At 62.6% G+C, this 24,085-nt stretch carries 25 protein-coding genes and 1 riboswitch; of the genes, 4 read left to right on the plus strand and 21 right to left on the minus strand.

Annotated features, from left to right (window positions below):
• Positions 1 to 21: 21 nt before the first annotated feature.
• On the plus strand, positions 22 to 1,257 hold the full coding sequence (locus RIN13_RS00835) for a beta-ketoacyl-[acyl-carrier-protein] synthase II (protein ID WP_309105431.1): 1,236 nt from the start codon (positions 22 to 24) through the stop codon (positions 1,255 to 1,257).
• A 180-nt stretch (positions 1,258 to 1,437) separates the two neighbouring features.
• Here RIN13_RS00835 and RIN13_RS00840 read toward each other — a convergent pair whose 3' ends face one another.
• The 17 genes from RIN13_RS00840 to RIN13_RS00920 form a co-directional block, all read right to left on the minus strand.
• Entirely contained in the window at positions 1,438 to 1,941 is a 504-nt protein-coding gene (locus RIN13_RS00840) for a DUF3145 domain-containing protein (protein WP_247045687.1), read from the minus strand.
• A 238-nt stretch (positions 1,942 to 2,179) separates the two neighbouring features.
• Positions 2,180 to 3,106: a tyrosine recombinase XerC gene (locus RIN13_RS00845; RefSeq protein WP_309105432.1), complete on the minus strand. Its 927-nt coding sequence runs from the start codon at positions 3,104 to 3,106 to the stop codon at positions 2,180 to 2,182.
• Between the two features lie 168 nt (positions 3,107 to 3,274).
• Complete coding sequence (gene dprA, locus RIN13_RS00850) at positions 3,275 to 4,462, minus strand: DNA-processing protein DprA (RefSeq protein ID WP_309105433.1); 1,188 nt, start codon at positions 4,460 to 4,462, stop codon at positions 3,275 to 3,277.
• A gap of 9 nt (positions 4,463 to 4,471) precedes the next feature.
• On the minus strand, positions 4,472 to 6,016 hold the full coding sequence (locus tag RIN13_RS00855) for a YifB family Mg chelatase-like AAA ATPase (protein WP_309105434.1): 1,545 nt from the start codon (positions 6,014 to 6,016) through the stop codon (positions 4,472 to 4,474).
• On the minus strand, positions 6,017 to 6,373 hold the full coding sequence (locus tag RIN13_RS00860) for a YraN family protein (protein ID WP_309105435.1): 357 nt from the start codon (positions 6,371 to 6,373) through the stop codon (positions 6,017 to 6,019).
• Between the two features lie 108 nt (positions 6,374 to 6,481).
• Entirely contained in the window at positions 6,482 to 6,808 is a 327-nt protein-coding gene (locus tag RIN13_RS00865; protein ID WP_309105436.1) for a DUF2469 domain-containing protein, read from the minus strand.
• Between the two features lie 60 nt (positions 6,809 to 6,868).
• Positions 6,869 to 7,603, minus strand: a complete 735-nt coding sequence (locus RIN13_RS00870; RefSeq protein WP_309105437.1) for a ribonuclease HII — start codon at positions 7,601 to 7,603, stop codon at positions 6,869 to 6,871.
• The gene (lepB, locus tag RIN13_RS00875) at positions 7,603 to 8,490 is read right to left on the minus strand and encodes a signal peptidase I (protein ID WP_309105438.1); all 888 of its coding nucleotides are present in this window, start codon (positions 8,488 to 8,490) and stop codon (positions 7,603 to 7,605) included. The genes RIN13_RS00870 and lepB (RIN13_RS00875) overlap by 1 nt, the downstream gene beginning before the upstream one ends.
• Complete coding sequence (gene lepB, locus RIN13_RS00880) at positions 8,491 to 9,168, minus strand: signal peptidase I (RefSeq protein ID WP_309105439.1); 678 nt, start codon at positions 9,166 to 9,168, stop codon at positions 8,491 to 8,493.
• Between the two features lie 82 nt (positions 9,169 to 9,250).
• Entirely contained in the window at positions 9,251 to 9,610 is a 360-nt protein-coding gene (rplS, locus tag RIN13_RS00885; RefSeq protein ID WP_309105440.1) for a 50S ribosomal protein L19, read from the minus strand.
• Positions 9,611 to 9,838: 228 nt separating this feature from the next.
• On the minus strand, positions 9,839 to 10,648 hold the full coding sequence (trmD, locus tag RIN13_RS00890; RefSeq protein ID WP_309105441.1) for a tRNA (guanosine(37)-N1)-methyltransferase TrmD: 810 nt from the start codon (positions 10,646 to 10,648) through the stop codon (positions 9,839 to 9,841).
• A complete protein-coding gene (gene rimM, locus RIN13_RS00895) occupies positions 10,649 to 11,215 on the minus strand; it encodes a ribosome maturation factor RimM (RefSeq protein WP_309105442.1) in 567 nt (188 codons plus the stop codon).
• A gap of 142 nt (positions 11,216 to 11,357) precedes the next feature.
• Positions 11,358 to 11,600: an RNA-binding protein gene (locus RIN13_RS00900; protein ID WP_247045668.1), complete on the minus strand. Its 243-nt coding sequence runs from the start codon at positions 11,598 to 11,600 to the stop codon at positions 11,358 to 11,360.
• 1 nt (position 11,601) lies between these two features.
• The gene (rpsP, locus tag RIN13_RS00905; protein ID WP_309105501.1) at positions 11,602 to 12,018 is read right to left on the minus strand and encodes a 30S ribosomal protein S16; all 417 of its coding nucleotides are present in this window, start codon (positions 12,016 to 12,018) and stop codon (positions 11,602 to 11,604) included.
• 201 nt (positions 12,019 to 12,219) lie between these two features.
• A complete protein-coding gene (locus RIN13_RS00910; protein ID WP_309105443.1) occupies positions 12,220 to 12,657 on the minus strand; it encodes a hypothetical protein in 438 nt (145 codons plus the stop codon).
• Positions 12,658 to 12,808: 151 nt separating this feature from the next.
• A complete protein-coding gene (locus RIN13_RS00915) occupies positions 12,809 to 13,684 on the minus strand; it encodes a VOC family protein (protein ID WP_309105444.1) in 876 nt (291 codons plus the stop codon).
• A gap of 73 nt (positions 13,685 to 13,757) precedes the next feature.
• A complete protein-coding gene (locus RIN13_RS00920; RefSeq protein WP_309105445.1) occupies positions 13,758 to 14,861 on the minus strand; it encodes an amidohydrolase family protein in 1,104 nt (367 codons plus the stop codon).
• A gap of 95 nt (positions 14,862 to 14,956) precedes the next feature.
• A riboswitch (TPP riboswitch) is annotated at positions 14,957 to 15,064 on the plus strand.
• Between RIN13_RS00920 and thiC the strand changes: the two genes are divergently transcribed.
• A complete protein-coding gene (gene thiC / locus RIN13_RS00925; protein WP_375164634.1) occupies positions 15,060 to 16,904 on the plus strand; it encodes a phosphomethylpyrimidine synthase ThiC in 1,845 nt (614 codons plus the stop codon). Its footprint overlaps the riboswitch before it by 5 nt.
• On the opposite strand, the gene RIN13_RS00930 is transcribed toward thiC, so the two are convergent.
• Together RIN13_RS00930 and ffh are read right to left on the minus strand one after the other, a co-directional pair.
• Positions 16,873 to 17,607, minus strand: a complete 735-nt coding sequence (locus RIN13_RS00930) for an alpha/beta hydrolase (protein ID WP_309105447.1) — start codon at positions 17,605 to 17,607, stop codon at positions 16,873 to 16,875. The two genes, thiC and RIN13_RS00930, sit on opposite strands and share 32 nt — an antisense overlap.
• A gap of 60 nt (positions 17,608 to 17,667) precedes the next feature.
• Positions 17,668 to 19,254, minus strand: coding sequence for a signal recognition particle protein (ffh, locus tag RIN13_RS00935; RefSeq protein WP_309105448.1), 1,587 nt, complete (start codon positions 19,252 to 19,254; stop codon positions 17,668 to 17,670).
• A 164-nt stretch (positions 19,255 to 19,418) separates the two neighbouring features.
• Between ffh and RIN13_RS00940 the strand changes: the two genes are divergently transcribed.
• Positions 19,419 to 20,813, plus strand: a complete 1,395-nt coding sequence (locus RIN13_RS00940) for a glucose-6-phosphate dehydrogenase (protein ID WP_309105449.1) — start codon at positions 19,419 to 19,421, stop codon at positions 20,811 to 20,813.
• 79 nt (positions 20,814 to 20,892) lie between these two features.
• Here the strand turns inward: RIN13_RS00940 and RIN13_RS00945 are convergent, their stop codons facing one another.
• Together RIN13_RS00945 and RIN13_RS00950 are read right to left on the minus strand one after the other, a co-directional pair.
• Positions 20,893 to 21,231, minus strand: a complete 339-nt coding sequence (locus tag RIN13_RS00945; protein ID WP_247045651.1) for a P-II family nitrogen regulator — start codon at positions 21,229 to 21,231, stop codon at positions 20,893 to 20,895.
• On the minus strand, positions 21,228 to 22,589 hold the full coding sequence (locus RIN13_RS00950; RefSeq protein ID WP_309105450.1) for an ammonium transporter: 1,362 nt from the start codon (positions 22,587 to 22,589) through the stop codon (positions 21,228 to 21,230). Before RIN13_RS00950 ends, RIN13_RS00945 begins: the two co-directional genes overlap by 4 nt.
• 248 nt (positions 22,590 to 22,837) lie before the next feature.
• Between RIN13_RS00950 and RIN13_RS00955 the strand changes: the two genes are divergently transcribed.
• Positions 22,838 to 24,085 carry an MFS transporter gene (locus RIN13_RS00955; protein ID WP_375164635.1) on the plus strand — a complete coding sequence of 416 codons (1,248 nt, stop codon included), beginning with the start codon at positions 22,838 to 22,840 and terminating at the stop codon, positions 24,083 to 24,085.

Here is a 24,085-nt window from a genome sequence, read left to right on the forward strand (position 1 = left end):
GCACCGACAGAGAGTGATCCCATGACACGCAAAGTAGTCATTACCGGTCTGGGTGCCACCACGCCCATCGGCGGCGACGTACCCACGATGTGGACGAATGCGCTGAAGGGCGTCTCCGGAGCCCGCACCCTCGAAGATGACTGGGTGGCCAAGTTTGAGCTCCCTGTTCACTTTGCCGCCCGGGCATCCACCCCCGCCCTGGACGTTCTCGCCCGGGTTGAAGCGAAGCGGATGGACCCGTCCACCCAGTTCGGCGTCATCGCTGCCCGTGAGGCCTGGGGCGATTCCGGGATCACCGAAGTTGACCACGACCGGCTCGCGGTTGCCTTTGCTACAGGCATTGGCGGAGTCTGGACCCTGCTCGACGCCTGGGACACACTGCGTGAAAAAGGTCCCCGACGCGTTCTTCCCATGACAGTTCCGATGCTGATGCCCAATGGAGTGGCCGCAGCAGTGAGCCTTGACCTCGGTGCCCGTGCAGGCGCCCACACTCCTGTCTCAGCATGCGCTTCCGGAACGGAAGCCTTGCACCTTGGCCTCGAACTGATCCGTTCCGGCAAGGCAGACGTCGTCGTCTGCGGCGGTGCGGAAGCTGCCATCCACCCGATGCCGATCGCGGCCTTCTCCTCCATGCAGGCACTGTCCCGCCGGAATGAAAACCCTGAGGGTGCCTCCCGCCCGTACGACAAGGACCGGGACGGCTTTGTCATGGGTGAGGGCGCCGGCGCCATTGTCCTCGAAGCCGAAGAACACGCGCTTGCCCGCGGCGCACGCATTTATGCGGAGCTCGCAGGCACGTCAGTAACGGCTGACGCGTACCACATCACTGCCCCGGACCCTGAAGGCCTTGGCGCAACCCGCGCCTTGAAGGCAGCGATGTTTGACGGCCGGGTGCAGGCATCGGACGTAGTCCACGTGAATGCCCACGCCACCTCCACTCCCGTGGGCGACAAGCCCGAGTACACCGCGCTCAAGGCCGCCCTGGGCTCCCACGTGGACAACGTGGCGGTCTCCGCCACCAAGTCCCAGATGGGGCACCTCCTGGGGGCCTCAGGTGCGGTTGAGGCGGTGCTGACAGTGCTCGCTATCTACGATCGGAAGGCGCCGGTGACGATCAACCTTGAAAACCAGGATCCTGAAATCCCGCTCGACGTCGTGACCACCGCGCGTGATCTCCCTTCCGGGAACATCGTTGCATTGAGTAACTCCTTCGGTTTCGGCGGCCACAACGCGGTCATCGCAGTCCGCAGCGTTTAGTACCGGCGCGCCTGGCACGGATCCACTGCCAACGCAGAAATGGCCCCCGCGGAGCAAGTTCACTCCGGCGGGGGCCACTTCTTTGCTATGGAAGGTCGTCAATCAGTGGAGGCGTGTTGGATGGACTCTGACTTCGGTCGGCTTTCGGCGCGTTCGTCAGCGGACAGACCAGGCTGCTTTTTAGCCGACCTGATGCAGCCAGCGGACGGGGGCACCTTCCGCGGCATGCCTGAAGGGTTCCAGTTCCTCATCCCAGGCCTCGCCAAGTGCCAAGGACAGCTCGTGGTAGACGGCGGAAGGATCGCCGGCGCCTGATTCGTAGGCGTAACGGATGCGGTCTTCAGAGACCATGATGTTGCCGTGAACGTCCGTCATAGCGTGGAAGATGCCGAGCTCCGGAGTGTGCGACCAGCGCCCGCCGTCGACACCAGGGCTGGGCTCTTCGGTAACTTCATAGCGCAGATGCGCCCATCCGCGCAGGGCAGAAGCCAGCTGGGCACCAGTCCCCTGGTTGCCCGTCCACGACAACTCCGCCCGGAACATTCCGGGCGCAGCAGGCTGAGCAGTCCACTCCAGGTCCGTTCGCTTGTCCACAACTGACCCGATAGCCCACTCAACGTGCGGGCACAGGGCAGTCGGGGCCGAGTGAATGAACAACACACCGCGGGTCATTGCAACAGACATTCCATCCTCCATAGCTGTAGGTACGTCTTCCCCAACGACCTCTGCCTGGATGTGTGTCCGCTGCCCGGTTACCGCGTAGTGCGGGTGATCCTTGCCAGACTTATGAAATTTTCAGGACAACGTCGGTTTCAATAGATACCCGATTGTTAGCTTCAAGCATCAGTTGAGAGTCGCCGACGTGAGTCTTATTGTGCCGTACCACGCCTAATTACGCCAGTGCAATTCGAAGAACAATGGTTCAGGCGCGGGGATGGGCCTGAAGATAGCTTTTCCGTAAGCGGTCCACTGAGACGTGGGTATAGATCTGCGTGGTGGCAAGGCTGCTGTGGCCGAGTATCTCCTGGACGGCCCGCAGATCGGCGCCGCCGTCGAGTAAATGGGTGGCGGCCGAGTGACGCAAGGCATGGGGCCCGGTTGCCGACGTATCGCCCAGTGCCTCCAACAGGCCCTCAACGACCGCCCGCACCTGGCGCTGGTCAACCCTTTTTCCCCGCAGGCCCAGGAAGAGCGCCGGGCCGCTGACTTCTGTGGCCAGCCTTGGCCTCCCGCGGCGTAGCCAATCATCCACGGCGACAGCCGCCGGCAATCCGTAGGGAACGGTGCGCTCTTTATTGCCTTTACCGAGGACGCGCAGTGTCCTCCTGTCCGGATCGAGATCGTCGATGTCCATGCCGGCGAGTTCTCCCACCCGCACCCCCGTTGCATAAAGCAGTTCCACCATGGCGCGGTTCCTTAACGGGACCGAATCACCGGCCGCTGCAGCGGCTTCCAGATCCGCCAGAATCCGGGTGATCTGTTGCTGGTTGAGGACGCCCGGGAGAGATCCTTCCCGCTTTGGCGCTTTGAGTCTGAGAGCCGGATCGACAGCGATCAACTCCTCGCGCAGCGCCCAGGCAGTAAAAGCCCGCGCGGTGGCTGCCCGCCGCGCGAGGGTTGACCGTGATATCCCGGCTTCACTCTGAGCGCCCAGCCACCGGCGCAGCGTCCCAAGCTCTATTTCCTGCGGACTGCTGATGCCTTCCGATACAACGTGGACAAGAAGGCTATCCAGGTCTGAAAGATAAGCCCGGACCGTATGCGGCGACCGTGCCCGCTCCCCCACCAGGTACTTGCCGAAGCTGTCGGCAGCACCGGCAAGGGAGGAGGGCAGGTTTTGGGTCTTCACGCCTTCACTTTCCCACCATTTGCTCCCCGATCAAGCAGGCCTGCGGCGAGTCCCCCAGTCACGGGTATGGGCTCATCCCCTTCGGGAATATTTCCTTCACGGCTGCATCAGTTGGTTATCACCTTATCCCGGCAGCAGACGCTGTGCAGCTGCAAGGGTCAAGCGTGATCAGCATGATTTCTTTGACCGCTTCCAGCCTCCACCCTCAGATACGGCGAGTCCAAGGAGACCAAGTCGCCCCAAGCCGGCACGGACCGATTCGATGCCCAGACCGGCGACGCCGGTAAGCTTTTCCACCGAACTGGTGGAGCGCAACGGAAGCGCATCCAGAAGGATCAGGTCTTCAAGCGTCAGGCCGTCATGGTCCGCCGCTGCGCCACGCGGCTCTTCCGGCAGAGAGCTTCCGCTGGGGCCCGCTAATTCTGCCACTTCGCCGGCGTCCGTGACGCACACGGCACCGCCCTCCCTGAGGAGGCGATGGCAGCCAGCAGAGTTTGCACTGTGCACAGAGCCGGGAACGGCTCCGACGACCCTTCCAAGGCTCTCGGCATGGTGGGCTGTATTGAGCGCTCCGGAGCGCCACCTCGCTTCAACCACCACAGTGACGGCGGTCAACGCGGCGATGAGCCGGTTCCGCTGGAGGAAACGGTACCTGGTGGGGGCGGAACCGGGCGGAACCTCGGCAAGCACAGCACCTTGGTTTGCTACCGCCCTCAGCAGGTCCTCGTTGCCGGATGGATAGAACCGGTCAACGCCTCCTGCCATCACTGCGATAGTGGGAATTGCTGCTGTTCCTCCGCTAAGTGCGCCCCGATGAGCATGGGCGTCGATACCGTATGCACCGCCTGACACGATGGTGAAACCTCGTTGGGCCAAAGAATAGGCGAGGTCGCCGGTCACCGATGCGCCATAACTGGTGCTGTCGCGGGAACCTACCAGGGCCACGGACATTGCGGCTGGTGGCAGCGGTTGTTCCAGACCCCTCCACCAGAGACACAGCGGCTGATGAATACCCAGATCCTCCAATTGCCTCGGCCAGAGATCATCGCCGGGAATGATCATGCGTCCTCCCAGGCGTTGCATGGTTGCAAGGTCCCGTTCCGGTGCCAGATCCGGTATCCGAGGGGCCCAGCGTTTCAGCGCCGCTCCGAGCCCTGGCCATTTGGTTCCACCGCCGCTGTCCGCAAGTACCGTTGTGATATCGCGCTCAAGTTCCTGCCCGGCTGCTATCTGGCCTGTGGCGATCAGCAGGGCATCTGTTGCCCCAACTACGCTGACCAGTGCCATACCAGCCGCATCCTGAGGCTCCATCAGCCTGGACAGTGCCGCCCTGGCCGTACGCTCTTTGTCTGTCATGTTTTCCTCTCACGCCGCAGCCGACGTGGCTGCCTGCCGCAAAGCGAGTGCCTGTCCGATGTCATTGGAATCGGGACTGCCTCGTTCTCCGAGATCGGCAAGAGTCCACGCGAGGCGGAGGACCCGGTCGTAACCCCGTGCAGTCAAGACACCGCGTTCAAGCGAATGGTCCAAAATGCGCGTTGTGGGCGCCGGCAACCGCAGGATTCCCCGCAGTACGCGGCCCGGCACCTGTGAATTTGTCTCCATACCAAAAGGCAGGAGCCGCTCCGACTGCCTGTTGCGGGCAGCCTCAACACGCGCGGCAATGGTCCTGGTGTCTTCTTCTCCTCCGGACTGTCCAAACTCCGCAAGGGAGACCCGTTCGACCTCCAGCTGGATGTCCACGCGGTCAAGGAGTGGGCCTGACATCCTCGCCACGTAGCGCCGCCTCATCATCGGTGTGCACGTACAGTCCAGTCCTTTCCCCGATGCCTTGCCGCAGGGGCAGGGATTGGAAGCCAGTACCAACTGGAAACGGGCGGGGTAGGCGGCCGTGCCTGCGGAACGGTGGATGACAAGTTCACCGCTCTCCAGCGGCTGCCGCAGCGCATCCAGGACGCGGCGCTCATACTCAGGCGCTTCGTCAAGGAAAAGCACTCCCCGATGGGCTCGTGAGGCCGCGCCGGGCCGAGGCAGGCCGGAGCCTCCGCCTATGATTGCGGCCGACGTGGCACTGTGGTGGGGATTCTCGAACGGCGGCCTGCGGACAAGCTGCACTGAAGCTGAGGGTAGGGAGCACAGCGAGTGGATGGCGGTCACCTCCATCGCCTCTGTGTCCCCAAGATCGGGAAGAAGCCCGGGAAGCCGCTCTGCAAGCATGGTCTTACCCGCGCCCGGCGGGCCTGTCAGGAGTAGATGGTGAGCGCCGGCCGCAGCGACCTCCAACGCACGCCGCGCATCCCCTTGCCCGGATACGTCACTCATGTCAGGCACCGGCCGGGCAGCGTCCTCGGGGTCGCAGGGCTCCTCGTCCTCCGGTTCGAAATCCAAGGCAAGTTCCTGGGGATCAGCCCCGTAATCGAAGGCAAGACGTGCAAGTGTTCTGTACCCTCTGACACGTGCGCCGGGCACGAGCCCGGCCTCGGCCGCATTTGCCTGCGCCACCACAATATCCGGATACCCCGCCTGGACAGCGGCCATCACAGCAGGCAGGATCCCGCGAACAGGCCGAAGCCGGCCATCGAGACCCAGCTCGGAAATGAACACGGTCCGCTCAGTGCTCTTGATGTCATTGGCTGCCCTGAGGACAGACATGGTGATCGCAAGGTCGAAGCCCGAGCCGCGCTTGGGCAGTGAGGCAGGAATCAGATTGGCCGTGATCTTCCGCCTGCTGAGTGGAATACCGGAATTCTGCGCAGCCGAGCGGATCCGTTCCTTGGCCTCGTTAAGGCTCGCGTCCGGCAAGCCCAGAATCACAAACGCCGGAAGGGTCTGGCCGATGTCTGCTTCAACTTCGACGATGTAGCCGTTCAGCCCCACCAGCGCCACCGAATAGGCCCGGCCCAGTCCCACCTAGCCCACGCCCTTGAGGTGCTCCACCACGGGATCGCCAACGCCGTCGTCCACCACGGCGATAACGTCCACCCGTCGCAACGGCATCCTCAGCTCGTGGTCGCGGCACCAGGCGGCAGCCAAACGGTGCAGCCGGGCCAGTTTGCTGACGCCGACGGCCTCAAAGGGATGCCCGTAGTATAGTGACGTGCGCGTCTTGACCTCGGCAACGACCAGTGAGTCGCCGTCGAGCGCGACGATGTCTATCTCGCCCTCAGTGCAGCGCCAGTTGCGGTCCACAATCCGCATACCCTGCAATTCCAGATAGCCGGCAGCAAGATCTTCCCCACGCCGGCCAAGTATGTCTTTGGCTTTCATCTCTACCTCCGACACCAACCCTCGCGCAGCGAGGGAGGGCCAGGCAGGGAGACGTTGCGCTATGTGGGTAAGTCAGCCCAAGTTTCTGTGTGGAGGGAAAGTGGGAGGCTAGTTGCCCAGATCGACGTCCTTGGGAAGCGCGAGCTCTTCACCGCGGGGAAGCTCTTCGACGTTGACATCCTTGAACGTGATGACCCGTACGCTCTTCACAAACCTCGCTGAGCGGTAAACGTCCCACACCCACGCATCCTGCAGGGTCAGATCGAAGTAGACCTCGCCGTCGGCACTCCGGGCCTGAAGGTCGACATGGTTGGCAAGGTAGAACCGCCGCTCAGTTTCGACAACGTAGCTGAACAGGCCGACGACGTCCCGGTACTCACGGTAGAGCTGAAGCTCCATGTCTGTTTCGTAGTTCTCAAGATCCTCGGCACTCATGCTTCCATCTTGCACCATGCAGCAGGCGCTGTGCGCCACGAGAGACGGCAGGTCCCAGGGTCAAACGTCAGGTCCGAACAACTGCCAACTGACCCGGTGATAAGGGGTGGGCCCTGACAGGCGGAGAGCTTCGCGGTGGGATGCGGTCCCGTAACCCTTGTTCTCGTTCCAGCCGAAAGCCGGGTACTCGTTATGCAGCGAAAGCATGAGTCGGTCACGTTCCACCTTCGCGAGGACGCTGGCCGCGGCTACGCTGAGGCACTGCATGTCGGCCTTCACCAGGGTGTAAACGGGAGCGTCACAACCAGACTCAGGCATTGCAGTGACCATCAGCGAGGGCTCGCCGGACAGGGAAGGGTCGTCGACAAGGCCGGGCTCGTCGAAAAGCGATGGCTGGGGATCCGGCGTCAGCCAGTTGTGGCTGCCGTCGAGCAGAACCGCCTGAGGCGTAATTCCGAGGGCGAGGATCTGGTTCCAGGCGCGGTTTCCGGCAGTCCTCAGCGCGGCGATGATGCCCAGGGAATCAATTTCGTTTGCCGAAGCGTGCCCTACCGCCGAGGCCACACTCCAGCCCCGCACGAGGGGCTCCAACCGCTCCCGGTCTTCCGCCTTGAGCAGTTTGCTGTCCCGGACGTCCTCAAGGAGTTCCTGCCGGCCAAGGTCCACCACCGTGATTCCCACCGTGACGGGTCCTGCCAGGGCGCCGCGGCCCACCTCGTCGACGCCGGCAAGCAGCTGCACACCGCGGCTGAGGAAGCGGCGCTCGTAGTCAAGGGTGGGTGCTTCAGTAGCCATTACTTTGTCGCGGGAGCAGGGACGTCTTTGAACACGTCCGGATAATTGTCGAGTACGCCAATCCTGTTGAGGGGCCACGCAATGACTGCTGCCTTCCCCTCAATGTCAGGCAGGTCGATGAACCCGCCGTTGGTTTCCTGGTGCGCGCGGGAATCGGCGGAGTGGTTCCGGTTGTCCCCCATGACCCACACCTTGCCGGCGGGGACCACGACGTCGAAATTCTTGGTCTCAGGCACTTCTGCCTTGTTCACGTAGCTCTCGTCCAAAGGAACGCCGTTGACGGTCAGCCGCCCGCCGGCATCGCAACAGACCACGTGGTCTCCAGGGAGCCCGACGACGCGCTTGACCAGATGCTGTTGCGTATGGTCAGGCAACAGCCCCACGAAAATCACGGCATCTTCGAACCAGGTGAAGGGACCGTCCTCCTCCTGGGGCGTCTGCGGCAGCCAGCCCTTGGTGTCCCTGAATACCACGACGTCGCCGCGCTGCAAGGCAAAGGGCTCGGGAACCAGCAGATTGACGAAAATTCTGTCGCTGATGTCCAGGGTATTGACCATGGATTCGGACGGAATATAGAAAGCGCGGAACAGGAAAGTCTTGATCAGGAAGGACAGGACAATGGCAATGGCCACCACCGTGGCTACCTCCTTCAGCCAAAGGAGAAGCTGGCTGGGGCCCCGGTCCTCTTTCTTCGCCTTGCCGCTTTCCGCACGCCTTTGTGCTGCTCGCCCAAGAGCGGAAGCTCCGGTGCCGGCCCGTTCCGCAGCGGGCACACCTGTTGCAGCCACACCTGGAGCCGCCGCCGCGGGAGCCACTCCGGTGAACGGAAGGTGTCCGGACTCGTCCCGCTCGTGCGACCCGGAATCCCGGGGGTCGGTCTCGGGCATCTACTGTCCATCCTTCGTTGTTGTCTCGGCCTTGGAAGGCCGTTCCACTGAGCCAAATCTATCAAGCGGCCAGATGATCTGTACCGGTCTGCCGATAACCCGGTCCAGGGGAACCATCCCGCCGCCCGGGGCACCCAGCAGGCTCCTCGAATCGGCTGACATGGACCGGTGATCACCGAGTAACCATAACCGTCCGGGGGGCACCATTACACTGAACTTCTGCTTGCTCGGCACATCGCCGTCATACACATAGGGTTCCTCAAGAGACTGGCCGTTCACTGTGAGCCTGCCGTCGCTTCCGCAGCACACCACATGATCGCCAGGGAGCCCGATAACCCGCTTTACGTAGGTGGTGTCACTGCCCGTGAGCCCAATCCAGTGTCCCAGGCCCGAGGCTGCATCCAGCAGCGGTCCCTGGCCGCTGTTCAGCGGAGCAAAGGTACCCCGCCCGTCGAAGACCACGACGTCCCCGCGCCCGATGGGCTGCGACTGGAAATCCGTCCGGGACACCAGGATGCGGTCTCCCGTTTCGAACAGAGGTTGCATGGACGCCGAGGGGATGTAGTAGATATCAAGCCACAGCGACCGGACCAACCCGCTGATGACCACTGCGACGACGAGTGCAAGCAAAACAAAACGCCAGCCCGGTCTCCCGTGCTGGCGTCTTGTGTTGTCCATGATCCGTATCCTGTGGCGCTGTTGCGGATGGCTCCGGCGCGGCCGGATACGGGTCGCGGACCCGCTTCGAAAGTCCGGAGACTTACTTGGCGGTCTGGAAGTCGCGCTTTTCCTTGATCTTGGCGGCCTTACCGCGCAGTGCGCGCATGTAGTAAAGCTTGGCCCGGCGCACGTCACCCTTGGTAACGAGCTCGATCTTGTCGATGATCGGGGAGTGTACCGGGAAGGTACGCTCTACGCCTACACCGAAGGAAACCTTGCGGACGGTGAAGGTTTCGCGGATACCGTCGCCGTGGCGGCCAAGAACAAAGCCCTGGAACACCTGGATACGGGAGTTCTTGCCTTCGATGATGTTGACGTGAACCTTGAGGGTGTCACCCGCGCGGAACTCAGGAACATCGGTGCGCAGCGAGGCTGCGTCTACGGAATCGAGGATATGCATTGATCCACTCCTGGTAAACGCCACAGGTCATTTACTTTGGGTCACGGCGGCCAAGCCCGGGGTTTTGAAAGGCCCGGAAATTCCCGCCGAAAGTTGCTGTTCCGGTTCCGTCACTGATTGACGGCTCCGGGGCGCCAGGCTGTTGGTTACGCTCCCCCTGTGGCAGGTTCGCACCCAGTAGGCACAAGGACTAATTTTGCCACATGCGGGGCCCCGGAGGCGAATCCCTCAGCCCTGATCGTTTCCCGGCTCGTTCGGCCGGCGACGCAGGCGTCCGTCGACGACGTCGTACCCAAGGTCCGCAAATTCCGTACGGTCCGCGCGGGTCAGCTTTGTTGCCTCGAAACCATCCAGCAGGTCCGGGCGGCGGGCTGCGGTGCGGCGGTACTGTTCATGGCGCCGCCACTGGGCGATTTTGCCGTGATTGCCGCTTAGAAGGATGGCCGGCACTTCACGGTCGCGCCAGGTGGACGGCTTCGTGTAGACGGGGTACTCCAGCAGTCCGTCCGCGTGCGATTCCTCCACAAGGGATTCGGGATTGCCAACGACGCCTGGCAAAAGCCGGACAATCGCTTCAACCATGGCCAGTACGGCAACTTCGCCTCCGTTAAGGACGTAGTCGCCAAGGCTCATCGGGCGGACAGTAAAGTGCTCCGAAGCCCACTCGATGACCCTCTCATCTATGCCTTCATACCGGCCACAGGCAAAAACGAGCTGCTCTTCTTCGGCCAGTTCGTGGGCCAACGCCTGGTTGAAGCGCTCTCCTGCGGGCGACGGAACGATCAGCACTGGCTTCTTGCCGGCGTGTCCCGCCTCCGAAATGGAGGAGAGTGCCTGCGCCCACGGCTCGGCCTTCATGACCATGCCGGCGCCGCCACCGTATGGTGTGTCATCAACGGTCCGGTGCCTGTCGGTGGTGAATTCGCGGAGGTCGTGCACCTTCAGGTCAAGCAACCCGTCCTGGCGGGCTTTCCCGATGAGGGACAGCTCCAAAGGCGCCAGGTATTCCGGAAAGATGCTGACGACGTCGATCTGCATTTAGTCGTCGTCCCCGGCTTCGGCGGGTGCGGTTTCGTCGCTGTCCGCGGCGCCGCCTTCTTCATTGATCCCAAAGAGTCCCGGCGGGGGCGTGATCAGCACAAAACCTTCAGCAACATTGACCTCGGGGACAATCTGTTCCACAAAGGGAACCAGGATTTCCTTGCCCTCAGGTGTCTTCACGGTCAGGAGATCCTGAACCGGCAGGGTGGTGAGGGCCGCGATCGTGCCTACGACCTCTGACCCCACCCGTGCCTCAAGTCCCACAAGCTCGTGCTCATACCAGCCTTCGTCGTCGTCCTCGCCCAGCTCCTCGGTTTCAATGAAGAGCTTGGCTCCACGGAGTGTCTCCGCCTCATTGCGGGTCTCGATCTCCTCGAATCCGAGCAGCAGGATGTCCTTGTTCCAGCGGGCGCTCAGAATCGTCAGCGGCCCTGCGGAAGCGGGTTCCACCACGAACTCGGTACCAGGGACAAAGCGGTCCCCCGGCGCATCCGTCAACACCTGTACGGTCACCTCACCGCGGATGCCGTGGGGTTTTCCGATTCGTGCCACTTGAAGCTGCATCTGTTCCTCTGTTCCTCTGTTCCGGATTCGGGATGAATAGTTTCGAGCTGCCGCTCTGGAAAGGGTATGGGATCTCAAAAAAGTCCGGCCCCTCCACCATCTGGTGAAGGGGCCGGACCCAAGACAAGTGTTGCTGGCGCGATTACCGGCGGCGGTCGGTGTCGACGACGTCGACCCTGACCTGCTCGCCATTCGCCAATGCCGCCACCACTGTGCGCAATGCACGTGCCGTACGGCCCTGACGGCCGATCACCCTGCCAAGATCGTCCTGATGAACGCGAACCTCGAGGGTATCCCCGCGGCGGTTGTTCTTGGCACTGACCTTGACGTCCTCGGGGCTGTCAACAATCCCGCGGACAAGGTGTTCGAGCGCTTCTGCCAGCAATTTACTCAGCCTCGGTGGTCTCTGCTTCGGCGCCTGCTTCAGCCGGAGCTTCCGCCTTGGCCTTCTTGGTGATGGCTTCCGGGATGATCACGGAGCGCTTTTCCGGAGCAACGAAGGCAACCTTGGGGGCTTTCGTCTTCAAGGTACCTTCCTGGCCGGGAAGACCCTTGAACTTCTGCCAGTCACCGGTGATCTTGAGGATCGCGGCAACCTGCTCGGACGGCTGGGCACCGACGGACAGCCAGTACTGGGCACGCTCGGAGTCAACCTCGATGTATGAGGGCTCCTCGGTGGGGTGGTACTTGCCGATTTCTTCGATGGCACGACCATCACGCTTGGTGCGTGAGTCTGCAACGACAATGCGGTAGTACGGTGCGCGCATCTTACCGAAGCGCTTAAGGCGAATCTTTACGGCCACTTTTGTGGTCACTCCTGTTTCTGAAACGGGGTCGAACCCGGCGTTCTGCACCCGTGGGGCGGGCCATACTAGGGGGTTCTAAAGGACAGGATCCAGACGCGGAGAGAGGGGCCACGCAGATCAAGTACCTACTTATTGTGCCAGATCAACGACGGGATTTCGACTTGACGCCCGCTCGGCCTTCTTCGACCCGATTAACGCCTACGATGCCCAGACGTACAGGCCTGTCCGATCGTTGTCGTCCACGCCGCTTGCAAGCTCTGCAATCCGCTGGACGTAGCCCTTGGCTTCATCGGTGCCGAAAGGCATATCGTCTTCCGCAGCCCACTGCTCTGCGACATGTGCAAGCACATCACCTTCGCCTTCAGATTCGTAACTGAGCAATTCGGCCAGGGCGCGGACCATGGCCGGCGGCACACCGAGAAGGGAGTCGCTTGCCACGTCCACCATGGCCAGTTCGTAATCCGCGCCCGCTGCGTGCACGGCCGCGCCTGCGAGGTCGCCCAACTGTTCGATTTCGAAGTCGCTTATTCCGGGAATGCGCACTGCATCGCCGGTGGCGGGCCCGCCGTCGTCGAGCGCTGTGGCCCGCTTCAGCGCGCCGTCGTGGGTGGAAACAAAGATCTCAGTGAACCCCATGGAAATCATCCTCATTCCGTCGCTGCGAGGAAGGTCCTACGATGCGGGTTTGAGCCCCACCGTGGCCGTCCGAATCAGCCTAACCCAGAAGACGGTCCAACCCGGAAGACAGACCAACCCGAAGGCAGCATGCCCGTGAAGGCGTGGACCGTTAGCGCACAGTCACGCGGATCCTGTTGCGCCATGGATCCTCAAAGCGCAGTTCCTGGCCCGTGTGGTGGGATGAGACCCCGGCGACTTTCAGGCGGTCGGCGAGCGCCCCGACGTCGTCCCCCAGGGGAACTTCAATGAGAACTTCCCCCAGACCAAGGGTGTCCTTGCGTGGTCCGGCGCCGCGGCTGTTCCAGACGTTCATGGCCATGTGGTGGTGGTAGCCTCCGGCGGAGACAAAAAGGGCCTGACCGTGCCAGCCGGCTGTCTTTTCAAAGCCCAGCGTACCCACGTAGAAGTCGTGGGCAGTCTGGACGTCACCTACCTGGAGGTGGACGTGCCCGACGCCGGCACCCGATTCGCGCTGTCCGGCGACCCTCTCTTCGGTCAGGTGGCGCTGCAGATAGTGCTGAGGGGGAAGGGGCAAACTGTCCATTACGACGTTCTTGCCATCCCACGACCACGCTTCACGGGGGCGGTCCCAGTAGAGTTCGATGCCGTTTCCTTCGGGATCGCTGAAGTAGAAGGCTTCGCTCACCAGGTGATCGGCGCTTCCTGTGAACAACCGGGGCTCGTACTGGGCTGCTGTTGCCACGGTGGCCGCAAGGGCCTGCTGGTCCTCGAACAACAAGGCTGTATGGAAGAGCCCTGCTTCGCCGCGGGAAGGAACAGCCAGTCCGGGAGCCGCGGCGAGGTGGACCAGCGGCTGGCGGCGCCGGCCCAGGTAGAGTCCGCCATCCTGCTCCGCCACGATCTTTAGTCCGAGGGCGCGCTGGTAGTAGTCGGTCATCAGCTTCAGGTCCCGCACCTTGAGCATCACTGTGCCCATGGTGAGGTCGGCGGGAAGCAGATCCTGGCTGCTCGTTTCCGTGGTCATAATTCACTCCTGATTCGGGGGCCGCCCGGATCGGCGACTGCACTCATAGAGTTAAATTACTTGAAGCTTCAATTTATTCCCTTGGCTGCAGTTCCCCTCTTACCAATTCGCCCCTGAGTACGACGCTGCGCAGCGTTTTCAGGGTAGTCAAGGACTCGCGGGGGTCTTCGGCACACACCAGCACATCGGCGCTGGCACCTTCGGTCACGCCTTCGGCTCCCAGCCAGGAGCGTGCAGCCCAGGCCGCGGAGTCCAGTGCTGCAGCGGCAGGGAGCCCTGCGGCATTCAGGGCGAGGACTTCGTCCACAATGCGTCCATGCGCTATGACTGTTCCAGCATCTGTGCCGGCAAGGATTCGAACGCCGGCTTCGAAAGCCTCCAGGACGCGCTCGTTGCGCCGTGTCCACAAGGACCGCATATGGGCGGCATAGACCGGAAACTTCACATCTGCCCGTTCAGCGATATCGGGAAAGGTGCCGATGTTGATCAGGGTGGGAACCAGGGCAACACCCTGCTCGACGAAGCGGGGAATATGGCGGGGAAGTAGCCCCGTGCCGTGCTCGATGCAGTCAATCCCGGCGTCGAGCATGTCATCCAGGGTGTCCTCGGCAAAACAGTGGGCGGTGACCCGGGCACCCTCCTCATGTGCCGCCAGCACGGCGTCCCTGAGCGCCCAAGCGGGAAAACTAGGGGCGAGGTCCCCGGCGTCGCGGTCTATCCAGTCCCCCACGAGTTTGACCCACCCATCCCCTGCCCGGGCCTGCTTCCTCACGGTTTCCGCCAGATCCCCGGGCTCCACCTCCAAGGCGAGGTTCTTCAGGTAGCGGCGCGTCCTTGCAACATGCCTGCCGGACCTGATGATCCGCGGCATGTCCCTGCGGTGCTGAAGCCACCTGGTGTCACTGGGCGAGCCCGCATCGCGGACCAGCAGGGTGCCTGCATTCCTGTCCTGCAGGGCCTGCGCCTCGGCCACATGGCCAGGCACTTCACCTGCCGGGCCCAAGCCGATGTGGCAATGGGCATCGGTGAGCCCTGGCAGCACCCAGCCATCGAGGACGATGTCGGGGTTTCCTGCGGGACGAATAAATGTCAGCTTCCCGTCTACTGCCCACATGCCGTGGTGCTCCGAATCAGGTGATGTGAGCACGGTTCCGCTGAACTCAATAATTTCCGGCATGGGCAAAAGCCTAACGGCGGACCACAGCACGACGTTCCCTGGCATGGTGATGCTGCGGTCCTCGGCTGCGGGAGGCATCGGTGTGATAGCTTCATTTACGACCACACGGGTGCCCTTGCAGGGGCTGAGATCGGGCTGATGCAGCTTGCGACCGTTGAACCTGTCCGGGTAATGCCGGCGAAGGAAGTGAGTATTCCCTTGAGTACCCCAGAATCACAGAACAGCCCTGTCAAAATTACCTCCCGCGAAACACAGTCCCTGAAGTCGCACTCCCTCACCTACTTCTCCGATGAAGAAAATGGCATCAAGGTGCCGGTGACTGCGATCGACTTGGAGGACTCCCCCAACGGCGGTAAAAACGGTCCATTCCACATCTACCGCACGGCCGGTCCCGGCAGCGACCCGGTAGTCGGTCTCAGGCCGTTCCGTTCGGAATGGATAGAAGCCCGCGGGGACACAGAACCGTACAGCGGACGGGAGCGCACCCTGCTCGACGACGGCCGCTCGGCCGTCCGTCGGGGAGCAGCTTCAGCGGAGTGGAAGGGAGCGCAGCCGGTGCCCCGCCGCGCCGTCGGCGGCAGGACGGTCACCCAGATGCACTACGCGCGTCAGGGAATCATCACCCCGGAAATGCGGTTTGTGGCTCTCCGCGAAAATTGTGACGTTGAGTTGGTCCGCAGCGAGCTGGCTGCAGGCCGGGCCATCATCCCGAACAACATCAACCATCCTGAGTCCGAGCCGATGATCATCGGCAAGGCCTTCCTGGTGAAGATCAATGCGAACATCGGAAACTCCGCCGTGACAAGCTCCATTGCCGAAGAGGTGGACAAGCTGCAGTGGGCCACGCGGTGGGGTGCTGACACTGTCATGGACCTCTCCACCGGCGATGACATCCACACCACCCGCGAATGGATCATCCGCAACTCCCCCGTGCCCATCGGCACCGTCCCCATCTACCAGGCACTCGAGAAGGTCAATGGAGAAGCCAACGCCCTGACCTGGGAGATTTTCCGCGACACTGTCATTGAACAGTGCGAACAGGGCGTGGACTACATGACCATCCACGCCGGCGTCCTGCTCCGCTATGTGCCGCTCACAGCCAACAGGGTTACGGGCATCGTGTCCCGTGGTGGCTCCATTATGGCCGGCTGGTGCCTCGCCCACCATGAGGAGAACTTCCTTTACACCCACTTCGACGAGCTGTGCGATATTTTCGCGATGTACGACGTCGCGTTTTCGTTGGGTGACGGCTTGCGGCCCGGCGCCACAGCAGACGCCAACGACGCCGCACAGTTCGCCGAGCTCGACACGCTGGCCGAGCTCACCCAGAGAGCCTGGGAGTTCGATGTCCAGGTGATGGTGGAAGGCCCCGGCCACATCCCGTTCCACCTGGTGCGGGAGAACGTGGAGCGCCAGCAGGAGCTCTGCAAGGGAGCGCCGTTCTACACCCTTGGCCCCCTCGTCACCGATGTCGCCCCAGGGTATGACCACATCACTTCGGCTATTGGCGCAACTGAGATCGCCCGCTATGGCACCGCCATGCTCTGTTACGTCACCCCCAAAGAACACCTGGGCCTGCCGAACAAAGACGATGTGAAGACGGGTGTCATCACCTACAAGATCGCCGCCCACGCCGCAGACCTTGCGAAAGGGCATCCCGGGGCGCATGAGCGCGACGACGCACTTTCCAAGGCACGGTTCGAATTCCGCTGGCGGGACCAGTTCGCGCTCTCGCTCGATCCGGTAACCGCCGAGGCTTTCCACGATGAAACACTGCCGGCCGAACCAGCCAAGACTGCTCATTTCTGCTCCATGTGCGGCCCCAAATTCTGCTCCATGCGGATCAGCCAGGACATTCGGAACGAGTTCGGGTCTGCGGAGGCCCAGGCGCAGGTTGCAGAGATTGCTGCGCTGACGGCCGGTATGCGGGAGAAAAGCGAGGAATTCCTCGCCGCCGGCGGCAAGGTGTATTTGCCCGAATTGCTGGTTCCGGCCAATTCCGGGACAAGGATCAGGAAGCCCGGGACTGCTGACGCCGACTGACGTCAGCCAGGAATGAGCGGATGATGCGGTCTCCCTCGACGGAATCGTGAGGCCGGTGCCCTCCCGCCGCAGTGCGGTGCAGGGCACCGGTTTCGCGCAGATAAGCAGCGATCTCCTCATAGAGCGGCTCCCACCCTCCAGTCAAAACCAGGGTTGGTACCCCCGGCACAATGTGGAGCGGCGCTTCCCACGGCGGAGCCTGGAGCCGAAGCCGCATCGCTGCTCTGCGTGCCTCGGAGGTGGTTGGCCCGGGCGCTTCGGCCGAAAAAGCGCGGCGGACGAATTCGCGCTGGAAGTCTTCGTCCCCAAGCTGGTGCCTGACCTCGAAAAGCGGCTCCATGAGGGACCTATGGGCCGTGGTCGCGGGAAGTTCAGCAGTCAAGGACAAGCAGGCCGGCTCCACCAGCGTCAGGGAGTGCACCAGATCCGGGCGCTCCACTGCTGCCATCATTGCCGAGATTGCGCCCTGGGAGTGCGCCACGACATGACCGCCGGCGACTCCGCGCCCCTCATCGCTCAACGCCCCCAGAATGATGGCAGTATCAGCGGCGAAGTCGGTCTCAAGCGGCTCCGCCTCGGCGTCGAATCCGTAACGCCGCAGGAAGAGGGCATCATAGGCCAGGGCCATGCCGTGCTGTTTGGGCCAGGCAGCCGATCCAAAGCTGCCTGAGCCGTGGACGAACACTACCCGCTGCTTGAACATGACCCAACCCTAAGGCAATGCCCGGGCAATGAGCCCGGGCGACATCGATGCCTTGGTTACTTACTTGTTTCCGCCGAGGAACTTGTCGAAGCCCTTGGGCAGGTTCAGCTGGGCGGGATCGAAGTCGCCGCTCTGTTGGCCGAAAGCGGCACCGGTGGGAAGGGCTTTGGCAGCCTGCGAGCGCCGGGTCTCGGCGTCGCGCAGTTCCTGGGCCGCCTTGGCAGGGTTACCCGACCTTGCCTTCTTCTTCGGGGCGTTTTTCGCACCCTTGCGGGCTCCCGCACCGTTTCCTGCTCCGGGCATGCCCGGCATCCCCGGCATGCCGCCGCCCTGGGCCATCTTCTTCATCATCTTCTGGGCCTGGGCGAAGCGTTCGAGCAGTCCGTTCACCTCAGAGACGTGCACACCCGAACCACGGGCAATACGCGCCCGGCGTGAGCCGTTGATGATTTTCGGCGCAACGCGTTCGTGCGGCGTCATGGACCGGACGATCGCTTCAACCCGGTCAATTTCCCGCTCGTCGAACTGCTCAAGCTGCTGGCGGATGTTTTGGGCACCCGGCATCATCATGAGCATTTTCTTCATGGAACCCATGTTGCGGATCTGCTGCATCTGGGCCAGGAAATCATCAAGCGTGAAGTCTTCCTGGTCAGCGAATTTCTTCGCCATCCGGGCAGCTTCGTCCTTGTCCCAGGACTTCTCGGCCTGCTCGATCAGGGTGAGGACGTCACCCATGTCGAGGATCCGGGAGGCCATGCGGTCAGGGTGGAAGAGTTCGAAGTCATCCAGGCTTTCACCGGTGGACGCGAACATGACGGGCTTCCCCGTGACGGAGGCGATCGAGAGGGCAGCACCGCCGCGGGCGTCGCCGTCGAGCTTGGAGAGCACAATGCCCGTGAAGTTCACACCTTCATCGAAGGCCAGCGCGGTGTTGACGGCGTCCTGGCCGATCATGGCGTCGACGACGAACAGCACTTCGTTGGGGACAATGGCCCGGCGGATGTTCCGTGCCTGATCCATCATGTCGGTATCCACACCGAGACGTCCGGCGGTATCGACGATGACGACGTCATGCAGTTTCTGCCGCGCTTCCTCCACGCCTGCCTTGGCAACGGCAACAGGATCGCCGGCCGGGTGCTCAAGTTCGGAGGTGGCGCCGGGGTGCGGTGCGAAGACTGGTACGCCCGCCCGCTTACCCACCACCTGCAGCTGGGTCACGGCGTTGGGCCGCTGAAGGTCGCAGGCAACGAGGATGGGGCTGTGGCCCTGGGACTTCATCCATTTGGAGAGCTTGCCGGCGAGCGTTGTCTTTCCTGCACCCTGCAAACCCGCCAGCATGATGATGGTGGGGCCGGTCTTGGCTAGGCGGATCCGCCGGGTTTCACCGCCGAGGATCTCGACGAGTTCCTCGTTGACGATCTTCACGATCTGCTGACTCGGATTCAGGGCCCCGGAAACTTCAGCGCCCAGCGCGCGATCGCGCACCCGTGCGGTGAATTCACGCACCACAGGCACGGCGACGTCGGCATCCAGGAGGGCACGACGTATTTCACGGACCGTGGCATCAACATCCGCCTCGGTGAGGCGGCCCTTGCCGCGGAGATTCTTGAAGGTTGCTGCCAACCGGTCAGAGAGTGAATTGAACACGCGCCGTGCACTTCTTTCAGTTGTTCTCGGATGACGGCCAATGAGGCACGCCAACGTCGTGGACTGGTGTTCGTCCGGACTGCTCGTCCGGACGGACTGCCTCGACAACGGGACTCGACTATCTAGGGTACCAAGAGCCACCTTCAAGATGGCATGCTGGCAGGGTGACCAGCCAATCAAGTGTGCAAACCCTCCTCATTCTCGGCGCTTCCGGTGATCTAACCGGCCGGCTCCTGCTACCCGGGCTCGCCAGACTGGCTGCAAAAGGCCGTGCAGGCGGCCTCACGCTCGTGGGCGCAGGCTCGGACCCGTGGACGCCGGAACAGTGGCTTCGGCGGGTGGAGACCTCCTTCTCGGATGCGCTCAGCGAGGCAGATCCTGTCGGGAAGCTGGAACTGGAGAGAATTGCCGGGTCCACGGGCTACCAGCAGCTGGACGTGACAGCCGGCGGGGAGCTCGGAACCCTGCTGAAAGAGTTGGAGGGCCCGGTGGCCGTCTACTTTGCGCTCCCACCGCAGGTAAGCCAGAAAGCCTGTGAAGTCCTTATCCCTGAGGAGGTTCCGCCGGGGACGCGGCTGGTGATGGAAAAGCCGTTCGGATCCAGCGAGGCCACGGCCCGGGAGCTGAATAACACGTTGGTGGGCCTTGTTCCGGAGGACCACATCCATCGCGTAGACCACTTCCTGGGAAAAGCGACGGTGCTGAACATCCTTGGCCTCCGTTTCGCGAACACGTTCCTGGAACCGGTCTGGAACCGGAACTACATCGAGAAAGTGGAGGTCATCTTCGAAGAGGACCTCGCCTTGGAAGGGCGCGCACGCTATTACGACGGCGCGGGTGCTTTGCGGGACATGATTCAGAGCCACTTGCTGCAGATCATGGCACTGATGGCCATAGAACCGCCCGCAACGGTCGGCGAACGCGATCTGAGGGACGCCATCAGTACCGTTCTGCGGGCCAGCAGCATCAAACCGCCCTTCAGCAACACCTCCCGCCGGGCGCGCTACACAGCCGGTTCCATCTCAGGCCGAAGTATCCCTGATTACGTCCAGGAACAGGGTGTTGATGCGTCCAGGAACACGGAGACTCTTGCAGAGGTCCGGGTTGAAGTGGACAACTGGCGCTGGCAAGGAGTCCCGTTCATCCTCCGCTCCGGAAAAGCCATGGGAAACAAGCGTAAGGAAGCGGTCATCACCTTCCGCCCTGTGCCCCACCTTCCGGCGGGCTTCACGGGGGTGGACTCCCCCAACCAGCTCCGGATCGGATTCGGGCCTGACACGCTTCAGTTCGACGTCGACGTCAATGGTCCGGGCAATATCCTGAGCCTTGACCGGACAACGCTGAATGCGGTGTTGAGTGCCTCCGACCTCCTGCCCTATGGCGAAGTCCTGGAGGGGGTGCTCACCGGAGATCCTTTGCTGTCCGTGCGCGGCGATGCCGCGGAGGACTGCTGGCGCATCGTGGACCCTGTCCTGCGCGCCTGGTCAAACGGTGAGGTGCCTCTGGAGGAATACGACGCCGGAACCACAGGGCCGGCTTCCTGGCCAGGTTCGCCATAACCAGCAAAAGCAGGCCGGATACCTTTCCAGGTACCCGGCCCGCTTTGTGTTTCAGCTGTGTCAGCCTCTGGTCCTTGAACTAGATTGCTGCGGAACCGCGTTCTCCGGTGCGGACCCGGACGGCTTCAAAAACGTCCACGGTCCAGACCTTGCCGTCACCGGCGCGCCCTGTGTTGGAGCTGGCGATGATGACATCGAGGATGTCGTCCGCCTGTTCGTCGGTGGCCAGGACCTCCACACGGATCTTCGGCAGAAGGTCCACGTTGTACTCAGCACCGCGGTAAACCTCGGTGTAGCCGCGCTGCCGGCCGTAGCCGCTGGCTGCGCTGACCGTCAGGCCCTGTACCCCGTACGCTTCAAGCCCTTCCCGGATGGACTCAAGCTTTTCCGGCCTAACGATTGCTGTAATCAGTTTCATGCGCCCACGCTTTCCTTACCTGCTGCTGCATCAGTCTTTGTGCTGTCTGCGGGTGCTGCTGCGGCGTCGCCCTGCGGCTTGCCGGTGATCAGTTCATGCAGCGGCTGGAAGCTTCCGCCGTGGCCGCCCACGCCGAACTCGTAAGCCGTCTCTGCGTGCAGGCTGAGGTCGACACCCACAGCTTCCTGCTCCTGGGAGACCCGGAAGCCCATGGTCTTGTGGATGGCCAGGCCGATCAGGGCGGTGAGGATCGCGGAGTAGGCGATGGCGATACCGGCTACTGCAAGCTGCGCCCAGAGCTGGGTGAAGCCGCCGCCGTAGAAGAGCCCGCCGCCAACGCCGTCAGTCGGCGTTGCGATAAAGCCAAGAGCTACAGTACCGATGATGCCCGAAACGAGGTGGACACCCACAACGTCCAGGGAGTCATCGAAGCCCCAGCGGAACTTCAGGCCAACAGCGAGGGCTGATGCGATGCCGGAAATGAGGCCAAGACCCAGTGCACCGATCGGCTCGACGTCTGCACAGGCCGGAGTGATGGCCACGAGGCCTGCGACAACACCGGATGCTGCGCCCAGGGAGGTGGGGTGTCCGTCGCGGATGCGCTCAACGATGAGCCAGCCGATCATGGCTGCGGCAGGGGCAGCGAGAGTATTTACCAAGATGAGGCCGCCCTGCTCAGCGGAAGAGGCGAGGCCGCCGTTGAAGCCGAACCAACCGAACCACAGGATCGCAGCTCCAAGCATCACGAACGGGATGTTGTGCGGGCGGTGGTTGGGATCCTTGCCGAAGCCCTTGCGGTTGCCGATGATCAGGACGAGGATCAGAGCCGCCACACCGGCGTTGATGTGGACAACGGTACCTCCGGCGAAGTCGATCGCCGTGCCGAGGGCCTGGCCGATTGCGCCTTCCGCACCGAAGAGGCCGCCACCCCAGACCATGTAGGCCAGCGGGCAGTAAACAAGAGTTACCCATACTGGTACGAAGACGGTCCAGGCGCCGAACTTGGCGCGGTCTGCAATGGCACCGCTGATCAGGGCCACGGTGATGATGGCGAAGGTAGCTCCGTAGCCGGCGAGGATGAGGCCATTTGGCGAGTCCGCCGAGTTGACGCCCTCAAGACCGAAGCTGGTGAACGGGTTTCCGACAATCTGCAGGAAGCCTTCACCCCCCGTCATGGAGTAGCCCCAGAGGACCCAGACAACGCCCACGATGCCGATGGAGATGAAACTCATCATCATCATGTTCAGCGCCGCCTTGGCGCGTGTCATGCCGCCGTAAAAAAATGCCAGCCCTGGTGTCATGAACAGCACGAGTGCCGCCGCAACCATGAGCCATACGTGACCTGCGGTAAGTTCCATGGTGCACGTCCTCCCTTGCCTGATGCTTGATAGATGCCTATTGATGCTGCGAAGTGATCCGCTTGCCAACGCCTTGTTTGCGTTCTTAGAAGATTTTGGCTGTGCTGTGTTTCACTCACGGAGGATTTAGATTGCCGGGTTGTTACAAGAATCTCCCGGAAGTAAATGGTGCATATCCTGCTTGTTACGGATATGTTTCACGAGTCCAAAACCCCATCCCCCGCTTCTATCGCTAGGATCCAAGCACCATGACCAAACGATCCCCTTCCGGTAACGGGGCCAAGGGAATTTCCGCGGATACCGCACCGCCGGGCAGGGGGCTGCCCCGCGATATCAAGGTGATGTTGGTTGCAGCGTTCCTTATCGCCCTGGGATTCGGCCTGGTAGCGCCCGTGCTCCCGCAGTTCGCCACCACTTTCGACGTCGGGGCGACTGCCGCTGCCGTGATCGTGAGTATTTTCGCCTTGATGCGCCTGGTCTTCGCTCCGGCCGGTGGCGCCCTGATTGTCAGGTTCGGTGAGCGGCCCATCTACGTGGGCGGGCTGCTGATCGTTGCTGCTTCTACGGCAGCGTGCGCTTTTGCCCAGGACTATTGGCAGTTGCTCATTTTCCGGGGGCTGGGCGGAGCAGGTTCAGTGATGTTCACGGTTGCCTCAATGGCACTGGTGATCAGGCTCGCTCCCCCTGAGAGCCGCGGCCGCGTTTCCGGAGCGTATGCTTCCGCGTTCCTGATCGGCAACGTCTGCGGGCCAATCGTGGGAGGCCTGCTGGCAGGTTATGGGCTCCGCGTTCCCTTCCTGGCCTACGCCGGTGCCCTGGTGTTGGCTGCCTTGGTGATCCAGACACAACTCACCCATGTGACGGGATCACGCGAAGCGGGTAAAGCCAATCCGCCCATGGAGCTTCGCCAGGCGCTGGCAGACAGCGCCTACCGTGCAGGCCTCGTCTCCAGCTTCGCCAACGGCTGGGCAACTTTTGGCGTAAGGATGGCCACCGTACCCCTGTTCGCCGTGGCCGCGATAGGCGCGGGCACTGAAGCAGCAGGGTGGGCTTTGGCAGTTTTCGCCGCCGGAAACGCCGCTTCGCTTTCCTTCTCGGGACGGCTGGCAGATTCTCTGGGCCGCCGGCCAATGATGATTACCGGCCTGCTGCTGACCGGTGTGGCCACAGGTGCCATTGGATTCACGTCCGACATGATCTGGTTTCTGGTGGCATCAGCCGCAGCCGGCATCGGCTCAGGGATTCTGGGGCCCGCGCAGCAGGCCGCCATTGCCGATGTGATTGGCAATGAGCGGTCCGGAGGGCGTGTTTTGGCCGTGTTTCAGATGACGGCGGATACCGGGGCGATCATCGGGCCAGTACTCGCCGGCGTCCTGGCGGACCAGCTTGGGTACGGCTGGGCGTTCGGCGTCACCGGCGGTGTGCTTGTGGTCGCCGCCGTCGGCTGGCTGCTGGCCCGGGAGTCCCTGCAGCGCCCGTCCGGTCAGCCAGCCTAG

Origin of the sequence: Arthrobacter sp., from assembly GCF_031179985.1 — a bacterium.
Classification (GTDB): Bacteria; Actinomycetota; Actinomycetes; order Actinomycetales; family Micrococcaceae; genus Arthrobacter.